This window comes from Agromyces sp. NPDC058104, assembly GCF_042884835.1.
Taxonomy (GTDB): domain Bacteria; phylum Actinomycetota; class Actinomycetes; order Actinomycetales; family Microbacteriaceae; genus Agromyces.
On the sequence record NZ_JBHVTD010000002.1, the window covers coordinates 468773 to 490554 of the forward strand.

General features: G+C 73.6%; 19 protein-coding genes. 15 read left to right on the plus strand and 4 right to left on the minus strand.

Annotated features, from left to right (window positions below; translation table 11 throughout):
• Positions 1-8: 8 nt before the first annotated feature.
• From ACFVTH_RS10120 to ACFVTH_RS10185, 14 genes are all read left to right on the plus strand, one after another.
• The gene (locus ACFVTH_RS10120; protein WP_387090001.1) at positions 9-1958 is read left to right on the plus strand and encodes a DEAD/DEAH box helicase; all 1950 of its coding nucleotides are present in this window, start codon (positions 9-11) and stop codon (positions 1956-1958) included.
• Complete coding sequence (locus tag ACFVTH_RS10125) at positions 1955-2341, plus strand: DUF2809 domain-containing protein (protein WP_387090004.1); 387 nt, start codon at positions 1955-1957, stop codon at positions 2339-2341. Before ACFVTH_RS10120 ends, ACFVTH_RS10125 begins: the two co-directional genes overlap by 4 nt.
• A gap of 158 nt (positions 2342-2499) precedes the next feature.
• Positions 2500-3093 carry an FMN reductase gene (gene msuE / locus ACFVTH_RS10130; RefSeq protein ID WP_387090006.1) on the plus strand — a complete coding sequence of 198 codons (594 nt, stop codon included), beginning with the start codon at positions 2500-2502 and terminating at the stop codon, positions 3091-3093.
• Between the two features lie 128 nt (positions 3094-3221).
• Positions 3222-4676, plus strand: coding sequence for an NtaA/DmoA family FMN-dependent monooxygenase (locus ACFVTH_RS10135; RefSeq protein ID WP_387090009.1), 1455 nt, complete (start codon positions 3222-3224; stop codon positions 4674-4676).
• A gap of 68 nt (positions 4677-4744) precedes the next feature.
• Positions 4745-6379: a TIGR04028 family ABC transporter substrate-binding protein gene (locus ACFVTH_RS10140; protein WP_387090011.1), complete on the plus strand. Its 1635-nt coding sequence runs from the start codon at positions 4745-4747 to the stop codon at positions 6377-6379.
• Between the two features lie 93 nt (positions 6380-6472).
• Entirely contained in the window at positions 6473-7411 is a 939-nt protein-coding gene (locus ACFVTH_RS10145; RefSeq protein WP_387090014.1) for an ABC transporter permease, read from the plus strand.
• Positions 7408-8319 carry an ABC transporter permease gene (locus ACFVTH_RS10150; protein WP_387090017.1) on the plus strand — a complete coding sequence of 304 codons (912 nt, stop codon included), beginning with the start codon at positions 7408-7410 and terminating at the stop codon, positions 8317-8319. The genes ACFVTH_RS10145 and ACFVTH_RS10150 overlap by 4 nt, the downstream gene beginning before the upstream one ends.
• Entirely contained in the window at positions 8316-10151 is a 1836-nt protein-coding gene (locus ACFVTH_RS10155) for a dipeptide ABC transporter ATP-binding protein (RefSeq protein WP_387090020.1), read from the plus strand. The genes ACFVTH_RS10150 and ACFVTH_RS10155 overlap by 4 nt, the downstream gene beginning before the upstream one ends.
• Positions 10148-11167, plus strand: a complete 1020-nt coding sequence (locus tag ACFVTH_RS10160) for a putative FMN-dependent luciferase-like monooxygenase (RefSeq protein WP_387090023.1) — start codon at positions 10148-10150, stop codon at positions 11165-11167. Before ACFVTH_RS10155 ends, ACFVTH_RS10160 begins: the two co-directional genes overlap by 4 nt.
• Before the next feature lie 332 nt (positions 11168-11499).
• Positions 11500-12108 carry a CMD domain protein gene (locus ACFVTH_RS10165; protein ID WP_387090026.1) on the plus strand — a complete coding sequence of 203 codons (609 nt, stop codon included), beginning with the start codon at positions 11500-11502 and terminating at the stop codon, positions 12106-12108.
• Positions 12105-12734 (plus strand): alkylhydroperoxidase domain protein, encoded by a 630-nt coding sequence (locus ACFVTH_RS10170; RefSeq protein ID WP_387090028.1) that lies wholly within the window; start codon positions 12105-12107, stop codon positions 12732-12734. Before ACFVTH_RS10165 ends, ACFVTH_RS10170 begins: the two co-directional genes overlap by 4 nt.
• Positions 12735-12874: 140 nt before the next feature.
• On the plus strand, positions 12875-14227 hold the full coding sequence (locus ACFVTH_RS10175) for an aminotransferase class V-fold PLP-dependent enzyme (protein ID WP_387090031.1): 1353 nt from the start codon (positions 12875-12877) through the stop codon (positions 14225-14227).
• 304 nt (positions 14228-14531) lie between these two features.
• The gene (locus ACFVTH_RS10180) at positions 14532-15446 is read left to right on the plus strand and encodes a hypothetical protein (RefSeq protein ID WP_387090034.1); all 915 of its coding nucleotides are present in this window, start codon (positions 14532-14534) and stop codon (positions 15444-15446) included.
• Positions 15447-15498: 52 nt separating this feature from the next.
• Entirely contained in the window at positions 15499-15993 is a 495-nt protein-coding gene (locus tag ACFVTH_RS10185) for an FBP domain-containing protein (protein ID WP_387090037.1), read from the plus strand.
• Between the two features lie 106 nt (positions 15994-16099).
• Here ACFVTH_RS10185 and ACFVTH_RS10190 read toward each other — a convergent pair whose 3' ends face one another.
• On the minus strand, positions 16100-16861 hold the full coding sequence (locus ACFVTH_RS10190) for an SGNH/GDSL hydrolase family protein (protein WP_386938695.1): 762 nt from the start codon (positions 16859-16861) through the stop codon (positions 16100-16102).
• Positions 16862-16885: 24 nt separating this feature from the next.
• Positions 16886-17074, minus strand: a complete 189-nt coding sequence (locus tag ACFVTH_RS10195; protein ID WP_376941772.1) for a DUF1918 domain-containing protein — start codon at positions 17072-17074, stop codon at positions 16886-16888.
• A gap of 143 nt (positions 17075-17217) precedes the next feature.
• Here ACFVTH_RS10195 and ACFVTH_RS10200 point away from each other — a divergent pair, with 143 nt between their 5' ends.
• Positions 17218-18636 (plus strand): GH1 family beta-glucosidase, encoded by a 1419-nt coding sequence (locus ACFVTH_RS10200; protein WP_387090040.1) that lies wholly within the window; start codon positions 17218-17220, stop codon positions 18634-18636.
• A 107-nt stretch (positions 18637-18743) separates the two neighbouring features.
• Here ACFVTH_RS10200 and ACFVTH_RS10205 read toward each other — a convergent pair whose 3' ends face one another.
• Entirely contained in the window at positions 18744-20294 is a 1551-nt protein-coding gene (locus ACFVTH_RS10205; protein WP_387090043.1) for a PucR family transcriptional regulator, read from the minus strand.
• Positions 20295-20454: 160 nt separating this feature from the next.
• Entirely contained in the window at positions 20455-21759 is a 1305-nt protein-coding gene (kynU, locus tag ACFVTH_RS10210) for a kynureninase (RefSeq protein ID WP_387090046.1), read from the minus strand.
• Positions 21760-21782: the final 23 nt, after the last annotated feature.

Consider the following 21782-nt stretch of genomic DNA (forward strand, 5'->3'; position numbering starts at 1 on the left):
CCTGAAGCGTGACTTCTGAAGAACTTCCCGCCCCGGCCGCGGCACCTGAAGAGCCCGCCGCGACGACATTCGCAGACCTCGGTCTCGACGGGGCGGTGCTCGAGGCGCTCGACGACGTCGGGTACGAGACGCCCTCCGCCATCCAGGCCGCGACCATCCCGACCCTGCTCGAGGGGCGCGACGTCGTCGGCCTCGCCCAGACCGGAACCGGCAAGACCGCCGCGTTCGCACTGCCCATCCTCGCCCGCCTCGACCTCTCGCAGAAGACGCCGCAGGCCCTCGTACTCGCCCCCACCCGCGAGCTCGCCCTGCAGGTCTGCGAGGCGTTCGAGAAGTACGCCGCGCACCTGAAGGGCGTGCACATCCTCCCCGTGTACGGCGGGCAGGGCTACGGCGTGCAGCTCTCGGCGCTGCGCCGCGGCGTGCACATCGTCGTCGGCACGCCCGGCCGCATCATGGACCACCTCGACAAGGGCACCCTCGACCTCTCGGAGCTCAAGTACCTCGTGCTCGACGAGGCCGACGAGATGCTCAAGATGGGCTTCGCGGAAGACGTCGAGACGATCCTCGCCGACACCCCCGACGACAAGCAGGTCGCGCTGTTCTCGGCGACCATGCCGGCCGCGATCCGCCGCATGTCGAAGCAGTACCTGCACGACCCCGAAGAGATCACCGTCAAGGCGAAGACGCAGACCTCGGCGAACATCACGCAGCGTTCGCTGATCGTCGCGTACTCGCAGAAGGTCGACGCGCTCACCCGCATCCTCGAGGTCGAGAACTTCGAGGGCATGATCATCTTCGTCCGCACGAAGAACGTCACCGAGGAGCTGGCCGAGAAGCTGCGCGCCCGCGGCTACGCGGCCGCCGCGATCAACGGCGACGTCGCGCAGGCCCAGCGCGAGCGCACGGTCGAGCAGCTGAAGAACGGCAAGCTCGACATCCTCGTCGCCACGGATGTCGCGGCCCGCGGCCTCGACGTCGAGCGCATCTCGCACGTCGTGAACTTCGACATCCCGACCGACCCCGAGCCGTATGTGCACCGCATCGGCCGCACCGGCCGCGCCGGTCGCACCGGCGACGCGATCAGCTTCGTCACCCCGCGCGAGCGGAGCCTCCTCGCCCGCATCGAGAAGACGACGAAGCAGCCGATGACGCCCATGACGCTGCCGAGCGTCGACGACGTCAACGTGACCCGGCTCGCACGCTTCGACGACCGCATCACCGCGGCGCTCGAGCAGTCGGAGCGCATCGAGGGCTTCCGCGACATCATCGCCCACTACCTGCGCCACCACGACGTGCCCGAGGTCGACGTGGCCGCCGCGCTCGCCGTGGTCGCCCAGGGCGAGTCGCCGCTGCTGCTCGAGCCCGAGCCCGAGCGGCCGGCGCGCTTCGACCGCGACCGCCGCGACGACCGGGGGCGCGACCGCGACGACCGGCGCGACGACCGAGGCCGCGGCGGCGACCGGTACGACCGCGACGACCGCCCCGCCCGCCGCCCGCGCGGCAACGGCGTGCCCATGGCGACCTACCGCATCGCGGTCGGCCGACGCCACCGGGTCGAGCCGCGCCAGATCGTCGGCGCCCTCGCGAACGAGGGCGGGCTCAACCGCGACGACTTCGGCGCGATCCAGATCAAGCCCGAGTTCTCGCTCGTCGAGCTGCCCGCCGACCTGCCCCGCGAGACGCTCGAACGCCTCGACGGCACCCGCATCTCGGGGCGCCTCATCGAGCTGCGGCCCGACCGCGGGGCCCCGCGGCGCCGCGACCGCGACGACCGCGACCGCGACGGCCGCGGCGGGCGCTACGGGCGCGGCGACCGGACGCGTCGTGACGACCGGTACGACCGGCCGCGTCGCGACGACCGCGACGACCGGCCGCGTCGCGACGACCGCGCCGGCGACTCGGGCGACGACCGCCCCGCCCGCAAGCCCCGTCACAAGGGCTCGCGCGACGAGTGACCCGCGCGGCGGGTGAGGGGCGTGCGCGACTGAACTTCGCCGCGACCGCCGCGGTCGTGCTGCTCGTGGGCCTCGGCCTGCAGCTGCTCGACCGCACGGTCGTGGTCGACCTCGCCGGAAGCGCGCTGTACGCGTGCCTCGCCGGGCTCGTGGTCGCGATCGTGCGACCCGGCCTGCCTGCGTGGGTCGTCGCGGCAGCCGGGTTCGGCATCGCGGCGGCGGTCGAACTGCTGCAGCTCACCGGCATCCCGTCGCGCCTCGTGGAGGCGGTGCCGCCGCTGCGGCTCGTCTTCGGCAGTTCGTTCGACCCGCTCGATCTCGTCGGCTACGCCCTCGGCGCGCTGCTGCTGATCGGGATCGTGCCGCTCGCCGCACCCGACTGACCGCATGCTGCTTCTGCAGGAAATTGGGCCTCATGGTCACCTGACAGCCCGGCTCAGTGCAATTCTCCTGCAGAAGCAGCATGACCCCGGATGACGGCCCGTTCCATTCTGTGAAGCGGGCGGTCGCGGCATCCCCGAGCCCTGCCTAGCGTCGAGGCATGTCGCACCACGTCTCGCTCGTCGCCGTCTCGGGCAGCCTGCACAGCCCGTCCAAGACCACCGTGCTCGTGCGCGAGATCCTCGAGGAGTTCGCGGTCGCGCTCGCGGCGCAGCCCGGGGTCGAGGTCGAGACGCACCTCATCGAGCTCGGCGAGATCGGGCGCGAGTTCAGCGGCGCGCTGCGGCGCGACGAACTGAGCCCGGCCGCCGAGGCGGCGATCCGCCGCATCGAGTCGGCGACGCTGCTCATCGTCGCGAGCCCCGTCTACCGGGCGAGCTTCACCGGTCTGTTCAAGCACGTGTTCGACTTCGTCGGGCAGTACTCGCTCATCGACAAGCCGGTGCTCCTCGCCGCGACGGGCGGCAGCGACCGGCACGCCCTCATCATCGAGCACCAGTTCCGGCCGCTGTTCTCGTTCTTCCAGGCGCTGACCCTGCCGATCGGCGTGTACGCGAGCGACGGCGACTTCGTCGACTACCGCATCGCGTCGTCGCAGCTCCGCGAGCGCATCGCCCAGGCGGTGCAGCGCGGGGCGCCCGTGGTGCGGGGCACGCTGCCCGACCGGGTCTCGGAGTACGTCGCGACCTGGTGAGCGGCGGGTCCGACAGCCCCGTCATGTGACGCCCGCTGTCCCCGTGTGACACCCGGTTCCCCCGTGTGACGGGTGGGCTCGCGGCATCCGATCGCCCTCCCTAGCGTCGGATCCCGGGAGGTCGAAACATGACACGACTCATCATCGGCGCAATGGTCAGGGCGATCGGCGCCTACCCCTCGGGCTGGCGGTATCCGGGCGCGCATCGAGATCCGAGAGGGGATGCCGCGGTGCTGCGCCGCACGGCCGAGATCGCCGAGCAGGCGCGCCTCGACTACCTGTTCTTCGGCGACTGGCTCGCCACGGGGCACGACCTCGAGTACCGCGACCCGTACCTCGTGGCCCGCATCGACCCCCTGTCGGCGGTCACCTACCTCGCGGGCGTCACCGAGCGCATCGGCCTCATCGCGACGGCGAACACGAGCTACTCCGACCCGTTCACGCTCGCGCGGGCGACCGCCTCGGTCGACCTCCTGAGCGGCGGTCGCGCCGGGCTCAACCTCGTGACGGGGGCCGAACCGCGGGCGGCCGGCAACCACGGGCGCGACTTCCACGCGGCCAACGAGACGCGCTACGACCGCGCGGTCGAGTTCGAGCACGTGCTGCGCCGCCTCTGGGACTCCTTCGAGGACGACGCGATCGTCGCGGATGCCGCGGCCGGCGTCTTCCTCGACCCGTCGAAGCTGCACGCCACCGACTTCAACGGCCAGCACCTGAGCGTGACGGGGCCGTTGAACGTCGCCCGGCCCGTGCAGGGGCACCTGCCGATCGTGCATGCCGGCACCTCGCCGCGCTCGCGCCTGTTCGCCGCGCAGAACGCCGACCTCGCGCTCGTCGCGGTCAGCGATCTCGACCACGCCGTGCAGGTGCGCGAGGAACTGCGGGCGCTCGCCTTCGAGTCGGGGCGGGACGACCGCACCCTGAAGGTCATCGCACCCGTGCTGCCGATCGTGGGCGAGACCCGCGAGCACGCGCAGTCGATCGCAGACGAGCTCAGCGAGCTCGTGCAGATCGCCGAGGACTGGCCCGACGGCCCGCCGGCGGCGTTCCCCGCGAACCGCTCGCTGGCCCAGCTCTCGACCCTGCTGGGGGTGGATGTCTCCGGGCTGTCGCCCGACCGCGCGGTCACCCCGGCGATCGTCGCCGAGTTCAGCGCGCCCGGCCAGGAGCTCGTGGAGATCGTCGCCGAGCGCACCGGGCGGAACCCCTCGGGCGAGCGGCCCCCGACCCTCCGCCACCTCGTCGTGGCCGCCTCGGTGAACGCCTCGATGATCGTCGGCACCGCCGAGGACATCGCGACCGAGTTCGAGGCCTGGGGCGACGCCGGCGCCGTCGACGGCTTCAACGTGCTCTCCGCGATCCAGCCCGCCCAGTTCGACGCGTTCGCTCTCGGGGTCGTGCCCGAGCTGCAGCGACGCGGCGCGTTCCCGACCGAGTACGAGGGCGAGACCCTGCGCGACCACCTCGGCCTGGCCCGCCCGGAGAACGTCCACGTGACGCCGGGTGACGCCCCGTTGCCGCCGGTTTCCCGCGGTGACGGCCGGCGTCGAGGGGTGGTTGAGACGGGCGCGGGGCATCCGTAGCTTCGACGATCACACCCCGCACCCAGGGGCCGAACGTCTCGATTCCGAACCGAAGGAACCCACAGCACATGTCCACGAAGAACACGCGACTGATCGCCGCCGGCGTCGCCGCGCTCGCCGCGACCGGCCTGCTGGCCGGTTGCGCCGGGCAGGGCGCGCCGGGCACGGCCGACGCGGCCGGCGACCCGGTCACCGGCGGCACGCTCACCTATCTCGAGCACCAGCCCCACACGACGCTCTACCCGCCGCAGGCGGGCTTCTACCCGAACGGCGGCATCGTGAACAACATCACGGCCCGCCTCACCTGGCAGGACCCCGAGACCCTCGAGATCGAGCCGTGGGTCGCGACCGAGTGGTCGGTCAACGAGGATGCCACGGAGTACACCTTCGAGCTCCGCGACGACGTCACCTTCTCGGACGGCACCCCGCTCGACGCGTCGGCCGTCGCGAAGAACTTCGACACCTACGGGCTCGGCAACGAGGAGCTCGGCCTCACCGTCTCCGAGGCGATCAACAACTACGCCGCGAGCGAGGTGGTCGACGCCGACACGGTGACCTTCACCTTCTCGGCGCCCGCACCCGGGTTCCTGCAGGCGACCTCGACGATCAACTCCGGGCTCGTCTCGCCCGCGACCCTCGACCGCAAGCTCGAGGACTGGGGCGCGGGCGCCTCGACCGAGATCGTCGGCTCGGGGCCGTTCGTCGTCACCGAGGAGGAGATCGGCACCTCGCTGCACCTCGAGGCGCGCGAGGACTACGACTGGGCGCCGCCCTCGTTCGAGCACCAGGGCCGGGCGTACCTCGACGCCATCGACCTCATCGTCACCCCCGAGGACAGCGTGCGCATCGGCTCGCTGCTCGCGGGCCAGGCCGACGTCATCCGATACGTGCAGGCCTTCGACGAGGCCCAGGTCGCGGACGCCGGCTTCGAGATCGTCGCCGCCCCCACCCGGGGCGTCAACAACTCGCTCGGGCTGCGGTTCACCAACCCGCTGCTGAGCGATCTGCGCGTGCGCCAGGCGCTCGTGCACGGCGTCGACGCCCAAGAGGTCGTCGACACGATCTTCACCGAGAACTACCCGGTCGCGACCTCGCAGCTCGCCGCGACGGCCGCCGGGTACACGGACGAGTCGGCGGCGCTCGCCTTCGACCCCGAGCGCTCGGAGGAACTGCTCGACGAGGCCGGCTGGAAGGTCGGCGCCGACGGCATCCGCGAGAAGGACGGCGAGCGGCTCTCGCTCGCCGTCTACGAGGCCAAGCCGCAGCCGCTCTCGAAGCAGACGCTCGAGCTCGTGAGCCAGCAGCTCGCGAAGATCGGCGTCGAACTCGAGGTGAAGGCCGCCGACGCGGGCAGCTACGCCGAGGACATCCTCGACCCGCTGAAGACCCCGCTCTACCACTCGATGGTCGGCCGCGCCGACAACGACGTGATCAAGAGCCAGTACTTCACGAAGAACCGCAACACGCTGCTCTCCGACGACGCGAAGCTCGACGAGCTGCTGCTCGCCGTGGCATCCGAGCCCGACCCCGCGAAGCGCGACGAGGCCTCGGCCGCCGTGCAGGACTACCTCACCGAGCAGGCCTATGTGATCCCGCTCTTCGAGGAGCCGCAGGTGTACGGCGCCGCGCCGTACGTGCACGGCTTCACGACCGAGGCGGTCGCCCGGCCGCTGTTCTACGACACCTGGGTCGCGAAGCAGTAGCGAAGCGCTCGGCGGGGGGGGGGCGGCCCCCCCCCCCCCGGCCCCCCCCACCGCCGCGGACCCCTCACGCGAACAGAACGGAAGGAGACGACGATGGCCTATCTCGCACGCCGCTCAGGGCAGGCGCTCCTCGTGCTCGCGATCGCGTTCACGGCGACGTTCGTGCTGCTGCAGGCGCTGCCGGGCGACGCGATCCTCATCAAGTTCGAGAGCCCCGAGCTGGGGCTCTCGCCCGAGCAGATCGCCGAGATCCGCCAGAGCTACGGCGCCGACGTGCCGGTCTGGCAGCAGTACCTGCACACCGTCGCCGGGTTCCTCGCGGGCGACTTCGGCACCTCGGTGCAGTACGGCACCCCGGTGCACGAGCTCATCGGCTCGGCCCTGCCCGAGACGCTCGTGCTCGCCGGGCTCGGGTTCCTCGTCGCGGTGGTGCTCGCCGTGGTGCTGGCGTTCCTCTCGACGCTGGCCCCGTTCGGCTGGCTGCGACAGGCCCTGCGCTCGCTGCCGGGCGTGTTCGTGTCGGTGCCCGTGTTCTGGCTCGGCATCGTGCTCATCCAGGTGTTCTCGTTCCAGCTCCGGCTCGTGCCGGTCATCGGCGCCGACCCCGTGCAGGCGCTGATCCTGCCGGTGCTGACCCTCGCCATCCCGATCTCGGCGCCGCTCGCCCAGATCCTCGCCCGGGCGATCGACGACGTGCAGCTTTCGCCGTTCGTCGCGGTCGTGCGGGCGAAGGGCGCGAGCCCCGCGCGCGTGCTCTGGCGCGACGTCGCCCGCAACGCGACGCTGCCGACGATCACGATCGCGGGAGTGCTGATCGGCGAGCTCATCGGCGGCGCGGTCGTCACCGAGACGGTCTTCGGGCGGGCGGGCATCGGCCGGCTCACCGAGCAGGCCGTCGCCAACCAGGATGTCGCGGTGCTCCAGGCGATCGTCATCCTCGCCGCGCTCGTGTTCGTCGTCGTGAACCTCGCCGTGGATCTCGTGTATCCGATCCTCGATCCTCGGCTCAAGCGAAAGGCGGTGGCGGCATGAGCGCCGACGTCCTCGAACGGGCCGCCGGCGGCGGCCTCGACACGCGCCCTCCCTCGTCGGGCGCTCCTCGACCGACGGCGACGGCGACGGCGACGGCGGCCGCGCGGCGGCGGCTCCGTGGCATCCGCCCCGGCCTCGTGCTCGCCTGGCTCGTGATCGCGGTGGCGGTCGCGTGGGCGCTCGTACCGTGGCTGTTCACCGGGCAGGACCCGCTCGCGGGGGTGCCCGCCGACAAGCTGCAGGCGCCGAGCGCCGCGCATCTCTTCGGCACCGACGCGATCGGCCGCGACCTCTTCACTCGAGTCGTGTACGGCGCGGTGCACTCATTGTCGGGCGCGTTCGTCGCCGTCACGGTCGGCCTCGTGGGCGGCACCCTGCTCGGCGTGCTCGCGGGCTCGCTCGGCGGCGCCGTCGACGCGGTCGTGATGCGGCTCGTCGACGTGCTGCTCGCGATCCCCGGGCTGCTGCTCGCGCTCAGCATCATCATCCTGCTCGGCTTCGGCACTGTGAACGCCGCGATCGCGGTCGGCGTCGGCTCCATCGCCGCCTTCGCCCGGCTCTCGCGCTCGGAGGTCGTGCGGGTGCGGCAGGCCGACTACGTCGAGGCGGCGATCGGTTCGGGCGCGCGGCTGCACGCCGTGCTGTTCCGGCACGTGCTGCCGAACTCGCTCACGTCGGTCGTCGGGCTCGCCGCGCTGCAGTTCGGCACCGCGATCCTCGCGATCTCGACGCTCGGCTTCCTCGGCTACGGCGCCCCGCCGCCGACGCCCGAGTGGGGCCTGCTCATCGCTGAGGGCCGTAACTACGTCGCGACCTCGTGGTGGCTGACCGTGCTGCCCGGCCTCGTCGTCGTCGCCGTCGTGCTCAGCGCCAACCGCATCAGCCACGCCCTCGGGAGGACCCGATGACCGCGAACACGAACCCGAACGCGACCTCGCCGCTGCTCGCGATCGAGCACCTCGACGTCGCCTATGCCGGCCGCGACGGACTCCGCCGCGTCGTGCACGACGTGTCGTTCGAGGTGGCCCCCGGTGAGGTCGTCGCCCTCGTCGGCGAGTCGGGCTCGGGCAAGACGACCACCTCGAGCGCCGTGCTGGGCCTGCTGCCCGGCGGCGGCCGCATTCAGGGCGGCGCGATCCGCCTCTCGGGCACCGACCTCGCCGGCTGGAGCGATCGACGCCTCGAGTCGGTCCGCGGCGCGCGCATCGGCTACATCCCGCAGGACCCGGTCTCGTCGCTCAACCCCGTGCGGCCGATCGGCGTGCAGCTCGCCGACACCTTCCGCATCCACGGGCGCGGCGACCGCCGGAGCATCCGTGCCCGCGTGCTCGAACTGCTCGACCGGGTGGGCCTCGACGATCCGGCGCTGCGGGCGCGGCAGTACCCGCACGAGCTGTCGGGCGGCATGCGCCAGCGGGTGCTCATCGCGAACGCGGTCGCACTCGAGCCCGAGCTCGTGATCGCCGACGAGCCGACGAGCGCCCTCGACGTCACCGTGCAGCGACGCATCCTCGACCTCATCGACGAACTGCGCCGCGAGCACGGCACCGCAGTGCTGCTCGTCACCCACGACCTCGGCGTCGCCGCCGAGCGGGCCGAGCGCGTCGTCGTCATGCAGCACGGCCGCGTCGTCGAGCAGGGCGGCACCGGGCAGCTCATCGACGCGCCGGTCGAGGCATACACGCGCCGCCTGCTGGCGGATGCCCCGGGGCTCGCCGAGCATCCGTTCCGCCACCCCCGTCCGCCGCTGTTCCTGCGCGACCCCGGGGTCGCCGCGGCCGAGAACCCGTTCGTGCTCGAGGCATCCGGACTCGTGAAGGAGTTCTCGCTCGGACGCGGGCGCGAGCCGTTCCGGGCCGTCGACGAGGTGTCGTTCCAGGTGCTGCGCGGCACGACCCACGCCATCGTGGGGGAGTCGGGCTCGGGCAAGACGACGACGGCCCGCATCATCGCGCGCTTCGTCGAGCCCGACGCGGGCACGGTCGCGCTCGGTGCCCGCGGCGGAGCCCCGTCGCTCGACGTCACCGCGCTGGCGGGGGCGGCGAAACGGGAGTTCCGGCGGCGGGTGCAGCTCGTCTACCAGAACCCCTTCGCCTCGCTCGACCCCCGGCAGACGGTCGCCGAGATCATCGCCGAGCCGCTGCGTAACTTCGGCATCGGCGACCGCCGCAGCCGCGGCGAGACGGCACGCGACCTCATCGAACGGGTCGCACTGCCGGCCGACGTCGCCGGGCGCCGTCCCGCCGAGCTCTCGGGCGGGCAGCGCCAGCGCGTCGCGATCGCCCGGGCGCTCGCCCCCGAGCCCGAGCTCGTGATCCTCGACGAGGCCGTCTCGGCGCTCGACGTCACCGTGCAGGCGCGCATCCTCGAGCTGCTCGAGCGGCTGCAGGAGGAGCTCGGGCTCAGCTACCTGTTCATCTCCCACGACCTCGCCGTCGTCGCCCGCATCAGCCACTCCGTCTCGGTGATGCGCCGCGGGCGGGTCGTCGAGCAGGGCGCCACCGAGCAGGTGTTCGACGCGCCGCAGCACGAATACACCCGCGAGCTCCTCGACGCGGTGCCGCGGCGGGCCGTGCGGCCGTTCGACGCGGACGGCGGGCTCGGGCCCGGCTCCGCCGACGCCCGCGATGCTGCCGCCGCTCCAGCCGCTGCCGCCGACCCAGCCGCTGGCGCCGCGCACGACCCTCGCGACTCGACCGACGTCGCCCTCGCCGTCTCCTCAGGAAAGGCCCTCGCATGACCCGCATCGGATTCTTCACCCGGCTGCTCGACGACGCCGGCGCCGCCGAGCGCTACCGCATCGCGACCGAGCAGATCGTCGCTGCGGAGCGCCATGGCTTCGACTCGGCCTGGGTCGCGCAGCACCACTTCCACGCCGCCGAGGGAGGGCTGCCGTCGCCGTTCGTGTTCCTCGCGCACGTCGCCGCGCAGACCTCGCGCATCCGGCTCGGCACGGGCGTCGTCACGCTGCCGCTCGAGGACCCGGTCCGGGTCGCCGAGGACGCGGTCGTGCTCGACCTCGTCTCGGGCGGCCGGGCCGAGCTCGGACTCGGCTCGGGCTCGACGCCCGCCTCCTTCCTCGCCTTCGGCGAACGCTCGGAGGACCGGGGTCGCGTCTTCGGTGAGAAGATCGACTCGCTCGTCGCGGCGCTCGCGGGCGGCGCGCTCGGCGACGACGCCAACCGGTTGCAGCCGCCCGGGCGCGACCTGCTGGGCCGCGTCTGGCAGGCGACCTTCTCGCCATTCGGCGGCACGCGCGCCGGTCGCGCCGGTCACGGCCTGATGCTCTCGCGCACCCAGCCCAGGGCGGCGGATGCCCCGCGCGCGAGCCTCTCGGACGTGCAGCAGCCGGTCGTCGACGCCTACCTCGAGGCGCTGCCGCACGGCGTGCCGCCGCGCATCCTCGCGTCGCGCACGCTCTTCGTCGCCGACTCGCGCGACGAGGCCCGGCGCTACGCCGAGATCGGACTGCGCCGGGCCGCCGTGGGCTTCACCCGCATGGGCCAGGCGCCGCACGGCGACACCCTCGACGACCTCATCGCCGCCTACGACACGCACGTCGGCACGGTCGACGAGGTGATCGAGTCGCTCTCGCGCGACGCGGTCGCCGCGCAGGCGAGCGAGGTCGCGTTCCAGGTGCACTCCGTCGATCCGCCGCACGAGCTCGTGCTGCGCTCGATCGAGCTCATCGCCCGCGAGGTCGCGCCGGCGCTCGGCTGGGGTGCGACCGCACCGGCCGCCGCGCTCGCCGGCTGATCCGGCCGCCGTCCGCTCTCCGACGCATGACGTCGGGGAGGAGGTCCTCCTCCGAAGAAGGCGACCACATGACCACATGACCACCCCGGCCGCGACCATGACCACCCAGGCCGCGACCACATGACCACATGACCACACCTCGTGCGGAGCAAGCCCCGCCCGTGGGCGGACCGGACCGGCGACCGTCGTCGTCGCGGCCCCGCGGCCCGAGGCCGCACGACCGAAGCGACGCGACGCAGACGCTGACGATTCATCGCCGGAGCCGGCGATCCCGACGGGAACCCCGGCGGGACCCGGATCGGCACCCGAACGACCGACAGAAAGGCACCGACATGACCGACCTCATCGACCGACTCGCGGGGGTGACCCCCGGCAGCTCCGCCGACGCGCTGCGCCGGCACCGCCCGGCGACCCGCGACAACGCCCAGGCGAGCTACGACGCGCTCTTCACCGAGATCGACGAGTCGCACGCGACCCTCGCCGAGCGCGCCGCCGTCGCGCAGTTCGCCGCGATCCTGCACGACGACGAGGTGGCGACCGCGCACTACGGCGCCCTGACCCGCAGCGCCGGCGGCGACACCGGCGACGCGCTCGCCGACGCCGTGGCCGACCTCGCCGCCTCGGTGCGCACGACGGGACCGTACGGCGACTACCCGACGGCCGCGCTCGCGGCCGAGAACCGCGACGGGCTCCGTCTCTCGGTCGCCGCAGGCGACCCGGCCCGTGCGGCGCTCGGCGATCGGCTCACGGCCGCCCTCGAGCACGCGCACCTGCTCGTGTTCCGGCCGCGTGAGGCCTCGCCCGAGGCGCTCGCCGCGCTCGCCGCGGCGGGGTGGTCGAGCGACGGCATCGTCACCCTCTCCCAGCTCGTGTCGTTCCTCGCGTTCCAGCTGCGCGTCGCCGCCGGGCTCCGACTCCTCACGACGGAGGACGCAGCATGACCGACCACGCCACGCACGAGGCCGCCCGGGTGCTCGGGCACCCCGAGGCATCCACCCCCGAGGTCTTCACCCAGGCCGAGCTCGGCTGGGTGCCCTGGCTCCCACCGGCCGACGAGGCCGAGCTCACCGAGCGCCAGTACGACGGGCTCGTCGACCGGGCGCGGGCGAAGAGCGACTACTTCCGGCTGCTCGCGCGCGACCCCGACATCCTGAAGGCGCGCACGCTCACCGACAAGGACATCTTCTACAACGCCAAGGACGGGCTGCCGCGCGCCGAGCGCGAGCTCGCCGCCGCCGCGACGAGTCGCTTCAACGGCTGCATCTTCTGCGCCTCGGTGCACGCGCGGTTCGCGACGCACCACTCGAAGCGCCACGACGACGTGCAGCGGCTGCTCGACGAGGGCGTCGACGGCGAGCAGGATGCCGCGTGGCGGGCCGTCATCGACGCGGCCGTCGCGCTCGCGGCCACGCCGCCGCGACTCGAGCGCGGCCACCTCGACGCGCTCCGCGAGGCCGGCTTCGACGAGCAGGCCGTATCGGACGTCATCCACTCCGCGGCGTTCTTCAACTGGGCGAACCGGCTCATGCTCTCGCTCGGCGAGCCGACGAACCCGCCCGGCGAGTAGCCGCGGCACGGCCCGGCCTCAGCGTCTCGACCCTCCGTGTTTCCGTTTGTTGCGTGCCGTGACGGCCCGCGTCACGGAGGGTTGAGGCGGGCCAGGGGCATCCGTAGCGTCGTCCGAACCACGCACCCGAGGAGAGCCCCGTGATCGCCACCGAGTCGACCGCCGCCCGCACCGCGCGCACGTCGGAGCCGGCGGCGATGATGGACGCCACGGCCGACGGCACCGCGCCCGGCCCGCTCGCGCGGCTCGTCGACGCCGGACTCGAGGTGCCCGTGCTCGGCGGCGGGCTCGTGCGTCACGTGAACCTCGACACCGCGGCCTCGGCGCCTGCGCTCTCGGCGGTCGCCGCGCACGTCGCCGAGGTGCTGCCCTATTACGCGAGCGTGCATCGCGGCACCGGCTACCCGTCGCAGCAGACCACCGCCCTCGTCGAGGCCGCCCGAGTGACCGTCGCCCGGCACGTCGGCGCCCGCGACGACGACCTCGTCGTCTTCACGCGCAACACGACCGACGCCCTCAACCTGCTCGCTGCCGCAGTGCCGGGCGACACCGTCGTGCTCGACCTCGAGCACCACGCCAACCTGCTGCCCTGGCGCGACGGCGCACGACGGGTCGTCGTCGCCCGCGCGACCATCGCCGAGACCCTCGAGGCGCTCGACGCCGAGCTCGCCCGATGTCCCGCGGCCCTCCTCACGGTGACGGGCGCCTCGAACGTCACCGGCGAGGTGCTGCCGGTCGACCGTCTCGCCGAGCTCGCGCACGCGCACGGCGCCCGCCTCGCCGTCGACGCCGCACAGCTGCTGCCGCACCGCAGGGTCTCGCTCGAGGCATCCGGTATCGACTACCTCGCCTTCTCAGGGCACAAGGCCTACGCGCCGTTCGGGGCGGGCGCCCTCGTCGGCCGGGCCGACTGGCTCGACGCGGCACCGGCGCACCTCGCCGGCGGCGGCGCCGTCGACTCGGTCGAACTCGACCGCGTCGCATGGAAGCAGGGGGCGGCCCGCCACGAGGCCGGCACCCCGAACGTCCTCGGCATCGCCGCGATCGCGCGTGCGCTCGGCGAGCTCGAGCGCCTCGGCGACACCGCCCGCGACCGGCACGAGCGGGCGCTCACCGAACGACTGCACGCCGGGCTCGCGGCGCAGCGCGGCGTGCGCGTGGTGCGCGGCTTCGACGATGCCCACGACCGGCTCGGCATCGCCACGATCGAGCTCGAGCGCGGCTCGGTGGGGCTGCTCGCCGCGGCGCTCGGGGCGGAGCACGGCATCTCGGTGCGCGCGGGCCGGTTCTGCGCCCACCCGTTCTTCGAGCGCGTCGCGAGCCGCGCGAACGGGTTGCGGGCGAGCCTCGGCGCGGGGTCGTCGGCCGACGACGTCGACCGCTTCCTCGCCGCGCTCTCGCGACTCATCGCCGACGGCCCCGCGCACGCGTACGACCGCGGGCCCGAGGGGTGGCATCCGCTCGTCGACGACAGGCCGCGGCCCGTCTTCTGAGCCGCGCGCCGTGGCCGACATCGGGTGCGGCTCGGCGGCTGCGCGCCGCACGATTCAGGACGAGCGGGTCGACGGACCGGGTGGAGGGCGCATCGGGGCTCTCGTCCTGAATTGTGCGGTGGTGCGGTGTGCTGGGACGGCGAATTCCCGGTGGTCGTCTCGGCACTTTTCAGGATGAGCGGGGCGTTGGCTCTCGTGGAGAGGTCATCGGGGCTCTCGTCCTGAAAAGCGCGGCGGGCGGGATGCCGCGGACGGGGGCTTTCCGAACGATCCTCTGCGGGCTAGCGTCGGCATCGGAGGGGCCTTGACGAGCGACGACGCGGAACTCGAGGCGCGGGCCGACGACCTGCGCCGGATCGTCTACGGCACTCGCGACGGCTTCGCCTCGGGCGCCGCCGAGGAGCTCGAGTCGGTCGAGACCGAGCTCGCCCGGCGGGCCGACGAGCGCGATCGGGCCGACGAGCGCGAACGGGCCGCGGCCGCGGCGGCCGCCGCCACGGCGGTGCGGGCCGGCGAACGGGGCGCAGGCGAGGCATCCGGGCCCGGCAGCGCGAGGGTCGGCCCTGGCGGGACCGACGGCGCACCCGGAGCCGTCGGCGGAACGCCGGGCGCCGCGAGCTCGGGCGCGACGGACGGCGGGCACCCCGCGGCATCCGCGAGGCGTGTTCGATGGCCGCGGCGGCTGGGCACCCGCGCGGTGAACGGGCTCGCGATCGCGGCCGTGCTCGCGGGCTTCGCGATCGTCGGCGGGGTCGCCGTCGTGACCCTCGCGACGCCGGTCCGGGGCCTGGCCGTGTTCGATCGGCCGCAGCGCGCCGACGACGAGAGCCTCACGGTCGCGCTCGGCGCACAGGCCGACACCGTGCGCCGCATCGACGACGTGTTCGGGCGCGGCTTCTGGGCCTACCTCAACGGCATCGACCAGGTCTGCCTCTCGGTGGTTCCCGAGGGGACGAGCCTCGTCGAGCGCGGCGAGTGCGCCTCACGCGCGCGCTTCGACGAGCACGGCATCATGGTGCAATATGCCGCCGCCGAGCTCGGCGACGAGCGCCCCGAGGGCATGGGCGAGCGCGACGTGGTCGTGATCTCGTGGTCGGCGAAGAGCGAGGGCGTCACGTGGGAGCTCGTGTTCATCGATCCGCCCCCGCCCGACCGGATGACCTTCGAGGAGTGGTCGGGCGGATCCGACGGCCCCGGTGTCCCCGACACCGTGCCCTGAGCGGTCTCCGTGGTCCGTTCGTAGACTGGAAGGGTCGCACGAGGGGATCCGCATGCAGCCACTGGTCGAGTCCGAGGTCCGGGCGGCGCTCGGCAACGCCGACGCCTCCGAGCTCGAACAGCTCTCGCTGCCGGTGAACTTCTTCGTCACCGAATGGGCGCACCTCGACGCGTTCGCGTGGCGCGACCCGCGCATCGCCTCGCGGGGCTACCTCGTCACCGAGCTCGACGGCGCTCCCGCGGGCATCGTGCTGCGCAGTGCCGAGCGCACGGGCTCGCGGCATCGCGCCGCGGTCTGCAACCTCTGCCACACGCACCAGCCGGGCGACCAGGTCGCGCTGTTCTCGGCTCGTCGCTCGGGAGCAGCCGGAGCCCGCGGCGACAGCGTCGGCACCTACATCTGCGGCGACCTCGCCTGTCAGGAGACGGTGCGGCTCGGCCGCCCGCCTGCACCGTCGGAGGTCATGCCGAGCGTGCACGAGCTCGAGCGCATCGAGGGGCTCGCGCGTCGCACCCGTGCGTTCGTCGCGGACGTGCTCGGCGGGTAGCGCGGCAGGCCCATGGCAGGCCCGGCGGCGCGGTGTGCGCCGGCCCAAGTTCAGTGCTCGCCGGCTGGGGCACGGCGTTCGTCGCACGGGCGCGCGACCCCGCGAGTCAGCTCGGCGCGAGCGCCTCGAGCGTCGCGCGCTTCGCGACCCGCCCGTCGCCCGACGAGCGGCCGGTGAGACGGCGGCCGATCCACGGCAGCACGAACTCGCGGTAGTACGCGGCCGTGTTGCGGCTGCGCGGGCCCGCCGGAGCCGCCGCGACCTCCTCGACGCCCCATTCGGGCGGCACCGGCACGTCGAGCGCGGTGAGCACGTTCGACGCGACGCGGGCGTGCCCGAGGGCGTTGAGGTGCAGCTTGTCGGGCGACCAGTACCGGATGTCGCGGAGCCCCCGGTCGTTGAAGTTGTCGACGAAGGTGACGCCGTCGAGCGAGCCGAGGTCGACGAGCGCCGCGGTGAGGCGGGCGCCGCGGGTGTCGAAGACGCGCCCCATCGGCAGGTGGTCGGTCGGATTCGCGCCGCTCAGCATGAGCACGTGGATGCCCGACTCGCGGATGCGGTTGATCGCCGCGCGGAAGCGGATCGCCGTCGCCTGCTCGTCCATGCGGGGGCGCAGCATGTCGTTGCCGCCGCCGTTGAAGCTCAGCAGCTCGGGCTTCAGCGCGATCGCGGCCTCGAGCTGCTCGTCGATGATCGGGCCGAGCTTGCGGCCGCGGATGGCGAGGTTGGCGTAGCCGATCGGCTCGCGGGCGTGCTTCGCGAGGCCGATGGCGACGAAGTCGGCCCAGCCGCGCACGCTGCCGTCGGGCAGCTCGTCGCCGACGCCCTCGGTGAAGCTGTCGCCGATCGCCGCGTAGGAGTGGAACATGCCCTCAACGCTAGCGCGCCGCGCTCACTGCTCGGCGTGCTCGATCTCGCAGTCGGCGCCTGGGAAGAGCAAGGTCTCGTGGCCGTCGTCGAACCGCACGAGGTACGGCGGCCCGCCGTTCTCGCCGCGCACCTCGAGGATCTCGCCGTGCCGGCCGGGCTGACCGACCTGCTTGCCGTGGATGACGAGGCGTTCGCCGACCGTCGCGTTCATCGGAGCCCCCTTCGACCACTCCAGCGTACGCTCGGGCGCCGCGGGCGGGAAGGGGCGGCGGCCCTTCCCAGCGCGGGCCCGGCCCGCTAGGGTGGGTCGAACTGGGTCAAGCGTCCCAGTTGCGACGGACAGTGAGGTTCACGATGCAGAGTGCCCCGATCACGCGTGCGACGGCCGAGCCGTGCGCGGCCGAGCCGGCGCTGCGACTGCCGGCAGGCTTCCGCTGGGGCGCGGCGACGGCCGCGTTCCAGATCGAGGGCGCCACGGACGCCGTGGGGCGCGGGCCGAGCATCTGGGACACCTTCACGGCCGAACCCGGCCGGGTGATCGACGGCTCGAACGCGCTCGTCGCGGCCGACAGCTTCCGGCGGTTCCGCGACGACGTCGCCCTCCTCGCCGAACTCGGCGCGAGCGACTACCGCTTCTCGATCGCGTGGCCCCGCGTGCAGCCGGGCGGCACCGGGCCCGCGAACGCCGTGGGGCTCGACTACTACGAGCGACTCGTCGACGCGCTCGCCGAGGCGGGCATCGCGCCGCTGCCGACGCTCTACCACTGGGACCTGCCGCAGCCGCTCGAGGACGCCGGCGGCTGGCTCGTGCGCGACACCGCCGCGCGCTTCGCCGAGTACGTCGGCCTCGTGCTCGAGCGCCTCGGCGACCGGGTCGGCCGCTGGATCACCCTCAACGAGCCCGCGATGACGACGCTCGAGGGCTACGCGCTCGGCACCCAGGCGCCGGGGCGTGAGCTCATGCTCGGCGCCCTGCCGACCGTGCACCACCAGCTGCTGGGGCACGGTCTCGCGGTCGCCGCGATCCGCGCCGCCGCGCCCTCGGCCGAGGTCGGCATCACGAACAACCACACGCTCGTCGTGCCTGCGGGCGACTCGCCGGCCGACGCCATGGCCGCGGGCGCCTTCGACCTCATCTACAACCGCATCTTCGCCGACCCCGTGCTCACGGGCGCCTACCCCGATCTGTCGGCGTTCGGCCTCGACGAGTTCCCCGGGCTCCAGCCCGGCGACCTCGAGCTCGTCTCGGCGCCGCTCGACTTCTACGGCGTGAACTTCTACAACCCGACGTATGTCGCCGCGCCCGCCGCCGACTCTGAGTTCGCCGCAGCCGGGCTGCCGTTCGAACCGGTCGACCCGCCCGCGGGCACGCCGCGCACCGGCTTCGACTGGCCGATCGTGCCTGGCGCGTTCACCGAGCTCCTCGTCGGCCTGCGCCGCGACTACGGCGACGCGCTGCCGCCCGTCGTCATCACCGAGAACGGGGCGTCGTTCGCCGACGAGGTGGTCGAGGCATCCGACGGTGGTCGCGCCGTGCACGACGACGAGCGCATCGCCTACCTCGACGGCCACCTGCGGGCCGTCGCCGCGGCGATCGAGCAGGGCGTCGACGTGCGGGGCTACTTCGCCTGGTCGCTCATGGACAACTTCGAGTGGGCGCAGGGCTACACGCAGCGCTTCGGGCTCGTGCACGTCGACTTCGCGACCGGCGAGCGCACCCGCAAGGACTCGTTCGACTGGTACCGCCGGGTGATCGCCGCGCAGCCGCGCTGAGGCCCCGGCCCCCGGCCTCGGCCGCCCTCGCGCCGCGCGTGGTGGGCGCGGGCAGGTCCCCGGGCCGGAGCAGGGCCGGAGCTGGCGCCCGGGAAGCTGTGGACTCCCTACTCGACGGCGAGCAACGCCGCCCAGAGGTCGGCGCGGGCGTGGAACCCCGAGAGGTCGCGGCCCAGCAGCCGCTCGGCGAGCGCGATGCGGCTGCGCACGGTGTGCCGGTGCACGCCGAGGGCCTGCGCGGTCGCATCGAACTGCCCGCCGTGCTCGAGCCAGGTGCGGGTGGTGACGACGAGCGAGGTGCCGTTCGCGGCGTCGTGCTCGGTGAGCGGGGCGAGCGTCGCGAGGGCGACGGCGCGCGCGTCGGTGCGGGCGAGGAACGCCAGGACGCCCTGGCGGCTGATCTCGTCGAAGGCGATGACGCCGGCGCCGCTCTCGCGGGCCCGGTCGAGGGCGCGCAGCGCCTGCTCGTGCGCCTGCGCGACGGCGACGGCGCCGACCGGGTCGGAGACGCCGACGGGCAGTTCGAACTCGGCCGCGATCTCCTCGGCGAGTGGGGCGTCGGCCTCTTCGACGACGAGCACGTACTGCTCGTCGTCGCGGCCGAAGAAGAGCCGGCCTCCGCGCTCCTCGACGCGGAGCTCGAGGAGCTCGGTGAGGCGGTCGGCCTGGGTGAGCGGGGCGTCCGTCACCATGATGCGCAGCGGCGGCTCGGGCAGCGGCCCCCACATCTCGGCCGAGACGCGCTCGGCGAGCGTCGTGTCGCCGGCGAGGATGCCGCTGAGCAGCCCCGACCGGAGGTGGCCGCGTGCCCGGTCGAGGTCGCGGTTCTGTTCGAGCGCGAGCCCCGCGAGCGCGATCACCGAGGTCACGACCTCGCGGCCGGCCTGGTCGAGCTCGGCCGAGTCGCCGATCGCGAGCACGCCGCGGAGCGCGCCGCCGCCGCCGAGGGTCTGCAGGGTCATGCGCTGCGGCGACTCGGTCGACTCGGCGGCGAGCAGGGTGCGGCTCGCGCGCTGGCCGCGGCGCAGCATCGAGCGGGCTTCGCCGACGACCTCGCCGAGCGCGGGCTGGGCGAGCCCGCCCTCGGGGGCCTCCCGGTCGAGCGATCCCGTCGCGTCGATGAGCCCCACCCAGGCGCCGAGCCGGTGCGAGAGCTCGGCGAGGGTCGCCGAGAGCCCGTCGGGGCGCAGCGCCGCGAGCGAGATCGCGCGCTGCGCGGAGAGCGCCCAGGCCTGCCTGGCGTAGGCGTCCTCGGCGATGAGGTCGGCGACGGTGCGCGCGATCGCGATGAAGGGCACCCGGTAGGGGACCTCGAAGAGCGGCAGGCCCTGCGCGAGGCACGCGGCGACCAGCGTCTCGGGGGTGCCGGCGCGGATCACCTCGGTGCCGAAGCCGAGCGCCGCGATCCCGCGCTCCCTGAGCCGGCGCACGAAGGACTCGGCGAACCCGTCGTCGGCCGCGGCGCCGTCGGCGAACTGGGTGCCGGTCGTCAGCAGCACGTGGCCGGCGTCGAGGAACGGGGTCGGGTCGGCGAGGTCGGAGCTGTGCGCCCACACGACGGGGGCGTCGAGCGCGCCGTCGGGCAGGGCGTCGGCCGGGGTGAGCAGGCCGAGGGCGAGCTCGGGGTGGTCGAGCAGGGTCTGCACGGTGGGCTTCACGGGGCTCCTCGGTGATCCCGAACGGATCTCGAGTCGGCCGCTGAGGGCCTACTCGACCGGCGAGCTGGTGTACACGCCGGCGATCATGATGCCCTGAGTGTACACATCGGCCCGTGGCATCCGCCGAATGTTGCGCGGTGCCCCTGAGCGCGGAGCGCGGTCAGGTGACCGCCCCGCGACGTGCGAATCGGGGCTCGCGCCAGCTGCCGCTGCGAAGGAGGTCCTCGAGGGCCGCGACCGCGTCCCACACGTCGGTGTGCGTGACGTAGAGGGGGGCGAAGCCGAAGCGCATGAGGTCGGGCGCGCGGAAGTCGCCGATCACGCCACGTTCGATGAGCGCCTGCATGAGCGCGTAGCCGTCGCCGGGATCGAGCGCGCCGCCCGACCCGCCCGCGCGCAGCGCGACCTGGCTGCCGCGCCGTGCCGACTGCCGCGGCGTCACGACCTCGATGCCCCACTCGGCGAGCCGTGCGTCGACGAGGCAGATGAACAGCTCGGTCAGCCGCAGGCTCTTCTCGCGCAGCTCGGCGAGGTCGACCTCGGCCCAGAGGGCGAGGCTCGCCTCGAGCCCAGCGACCGCGAGCAGCTGCGGGGTGCCGACGCGGAACCGCGTGATGCCGTCGGCGGGTTCGTAGCCGACGGTGAAGTCGAACGGACGGGCGTGCCCGTGCCAGCCCGTGAGCGGGGGGCGCGCGACGCCCTGGTGCCGGCCCGCGACCCAGATGAACGAGGGCGAGCCGGGCCCGCCGTTGAGGTACTTGTAGGTGCAGCCGATCGCGAAGTCGGCGCCGGCGGCGTTGAGCTCGACGGGCACCGCGCCGACGCTGTGGCAGAGGTCCCACACGATCAGCGCCCCCGCCTCGTGCACCCGGCGGGTCACCTCGGCCATGTCGTACATCCGCCCCGTGCGGTAGTTCACGTGCGTGAGCACGACGACCGCGACGTCGTCGTCGAGCACCTCGTCGAGGGTCGGGCCGTCGTCGTCGATCAGCCGCCGCTCGAGCGGACGGCCCGGCTCGCCGAGGAGCTCCTGCACCGACTCGAGCACGTAGAGGTCGGTCGGGAAGTTGCCGCGCTCGGAGATGATCACCCGGCGGCCGGGGCGCAGCCGCGCCGCCGCCGTCGCCACCTGGAACAGGCTCGCCGAGGTCGAGTCGCCGAGCACCACCTCGCCGGGCGCGGCGCCGATGAGCAGGGCGATGCGGTCGCCGAGGGCGGCCGGCTTGTCGAACCAGCCCGCATCGTTCCAGCTGCGGATGAGGCCCGTGCCCCACTCCTCGGCGATCACGCGCTCGACGTGCCCCGGCGTCGCCCGCGGCAGCGCGCCGAGCGAGTTGCCGTCGAGGTAGACGACGCCCTCGGGCAGCGCGAAGCGCTCGCGGAAGCGGGCGAGCGGGTCGGCCGCGTCGAGCGCGGCGCAGGTCGCGCGGTCGATCGTGTGGGGTTCGGATGTCGCGAGGCTCATGTGCGGGGTCTCCGTGTCTGGGG

Coding starts and splice junctions, on each gene's coding strand:
- msuE (WP_387090006.1), top strand. CDS start 2,500: ATGTCGCACCACGTCTCGCTCGTCGCCGTCTCGGGCAGCCTGCACAGC.
- ACFVTH_RS10135 (WP_387090009.1), top strand. CDS start 3,222: ATGACACGACTCATCATCGGCGCAATGGTCAGGGCGATCGGCGCCTAC.
- ACFVTH_RS10140 (WP_387090011.1), top strand. CDS start 4,745: ATGTCCACGAAGAACACGCGACTGATCGCCGCCGGCGTCGCCGCGCTC.
- ACFVTH_RS10145 (WP_387090014.1), top strand. CDS start 6,473: ATGGCCTATCTCGCACGCCGCTCAGGGCAGGCGCTCCTCGTGCTCGCG.
- ACFVTH_RS10150 (WP_387090017.1), top strand. CDS start 7,408: ATGAGCGCCGACGTCCTCGAACGGGCCGCCGGCGGCGGCCTCGACACG.
- ACFVTH_RS10155 (WP_387090020.1), top strand. CDS start 8,316: ATGACCGCGAACACGAACCCGAACGCGACCTCGCCGCTGCTCGCGATC.
- ACFVTH_RS10160 (WP_387090023.1), top strand. CDS start 10,148: ATGACCCGCATCGGATTCTTCACCCGGCTGCTCGACGACGCCGGCGCC.
- ACFVTH_RS10165 (WP_387090026.1), top strand. CDS start 11,500: ATGACCGACCTCATCGACCGACTCGCGGGGGTGACCCCCGGCAGCTCC.
- ACFVTH_RS10170 (WP_387090028.1), top strand. CDS start 12,105: ATGACCGACCACGCCACGCACGAGGCCGCCCGGGTGCTCGGGCACCCC.
- ACFVTH_RS10185 (WP_387090037.1), top strand. CDS start 15,499: ATGCAGCCACTGGTCGAGTCCGAGGTCCGGGCGGCGCTCGGCAACGCC.
- ACFVTH_RS10190 (WP_386938695.1), bottom strand. CDS start 16,861: ATGTTCCACTCCTACGCGGCGATCGGCGACAGCTTCACCGAGGGCGTC.
- ACFVTH_RS10195 (WP_376941772.1), bottom strand. CDS start 17,074: ATGAACGCGACGGTCGGCGAACGCCTCGTCATCCACGGCAAGCAGGTC.
- ACFVTH_RS10200 (WP_387090040.1), top strand. CDS start 17,218: ATGCAGAGTGCCCCGATCACGCGTGCGACGGCCGAGCCGTGCGCGGCC.
- kynU (WP_387090046.1), bottom strand. CDS start 21,759: ATGAGCCTCGCGACATCCGAACCCCACACGATCGACCGCGCGACCTGC.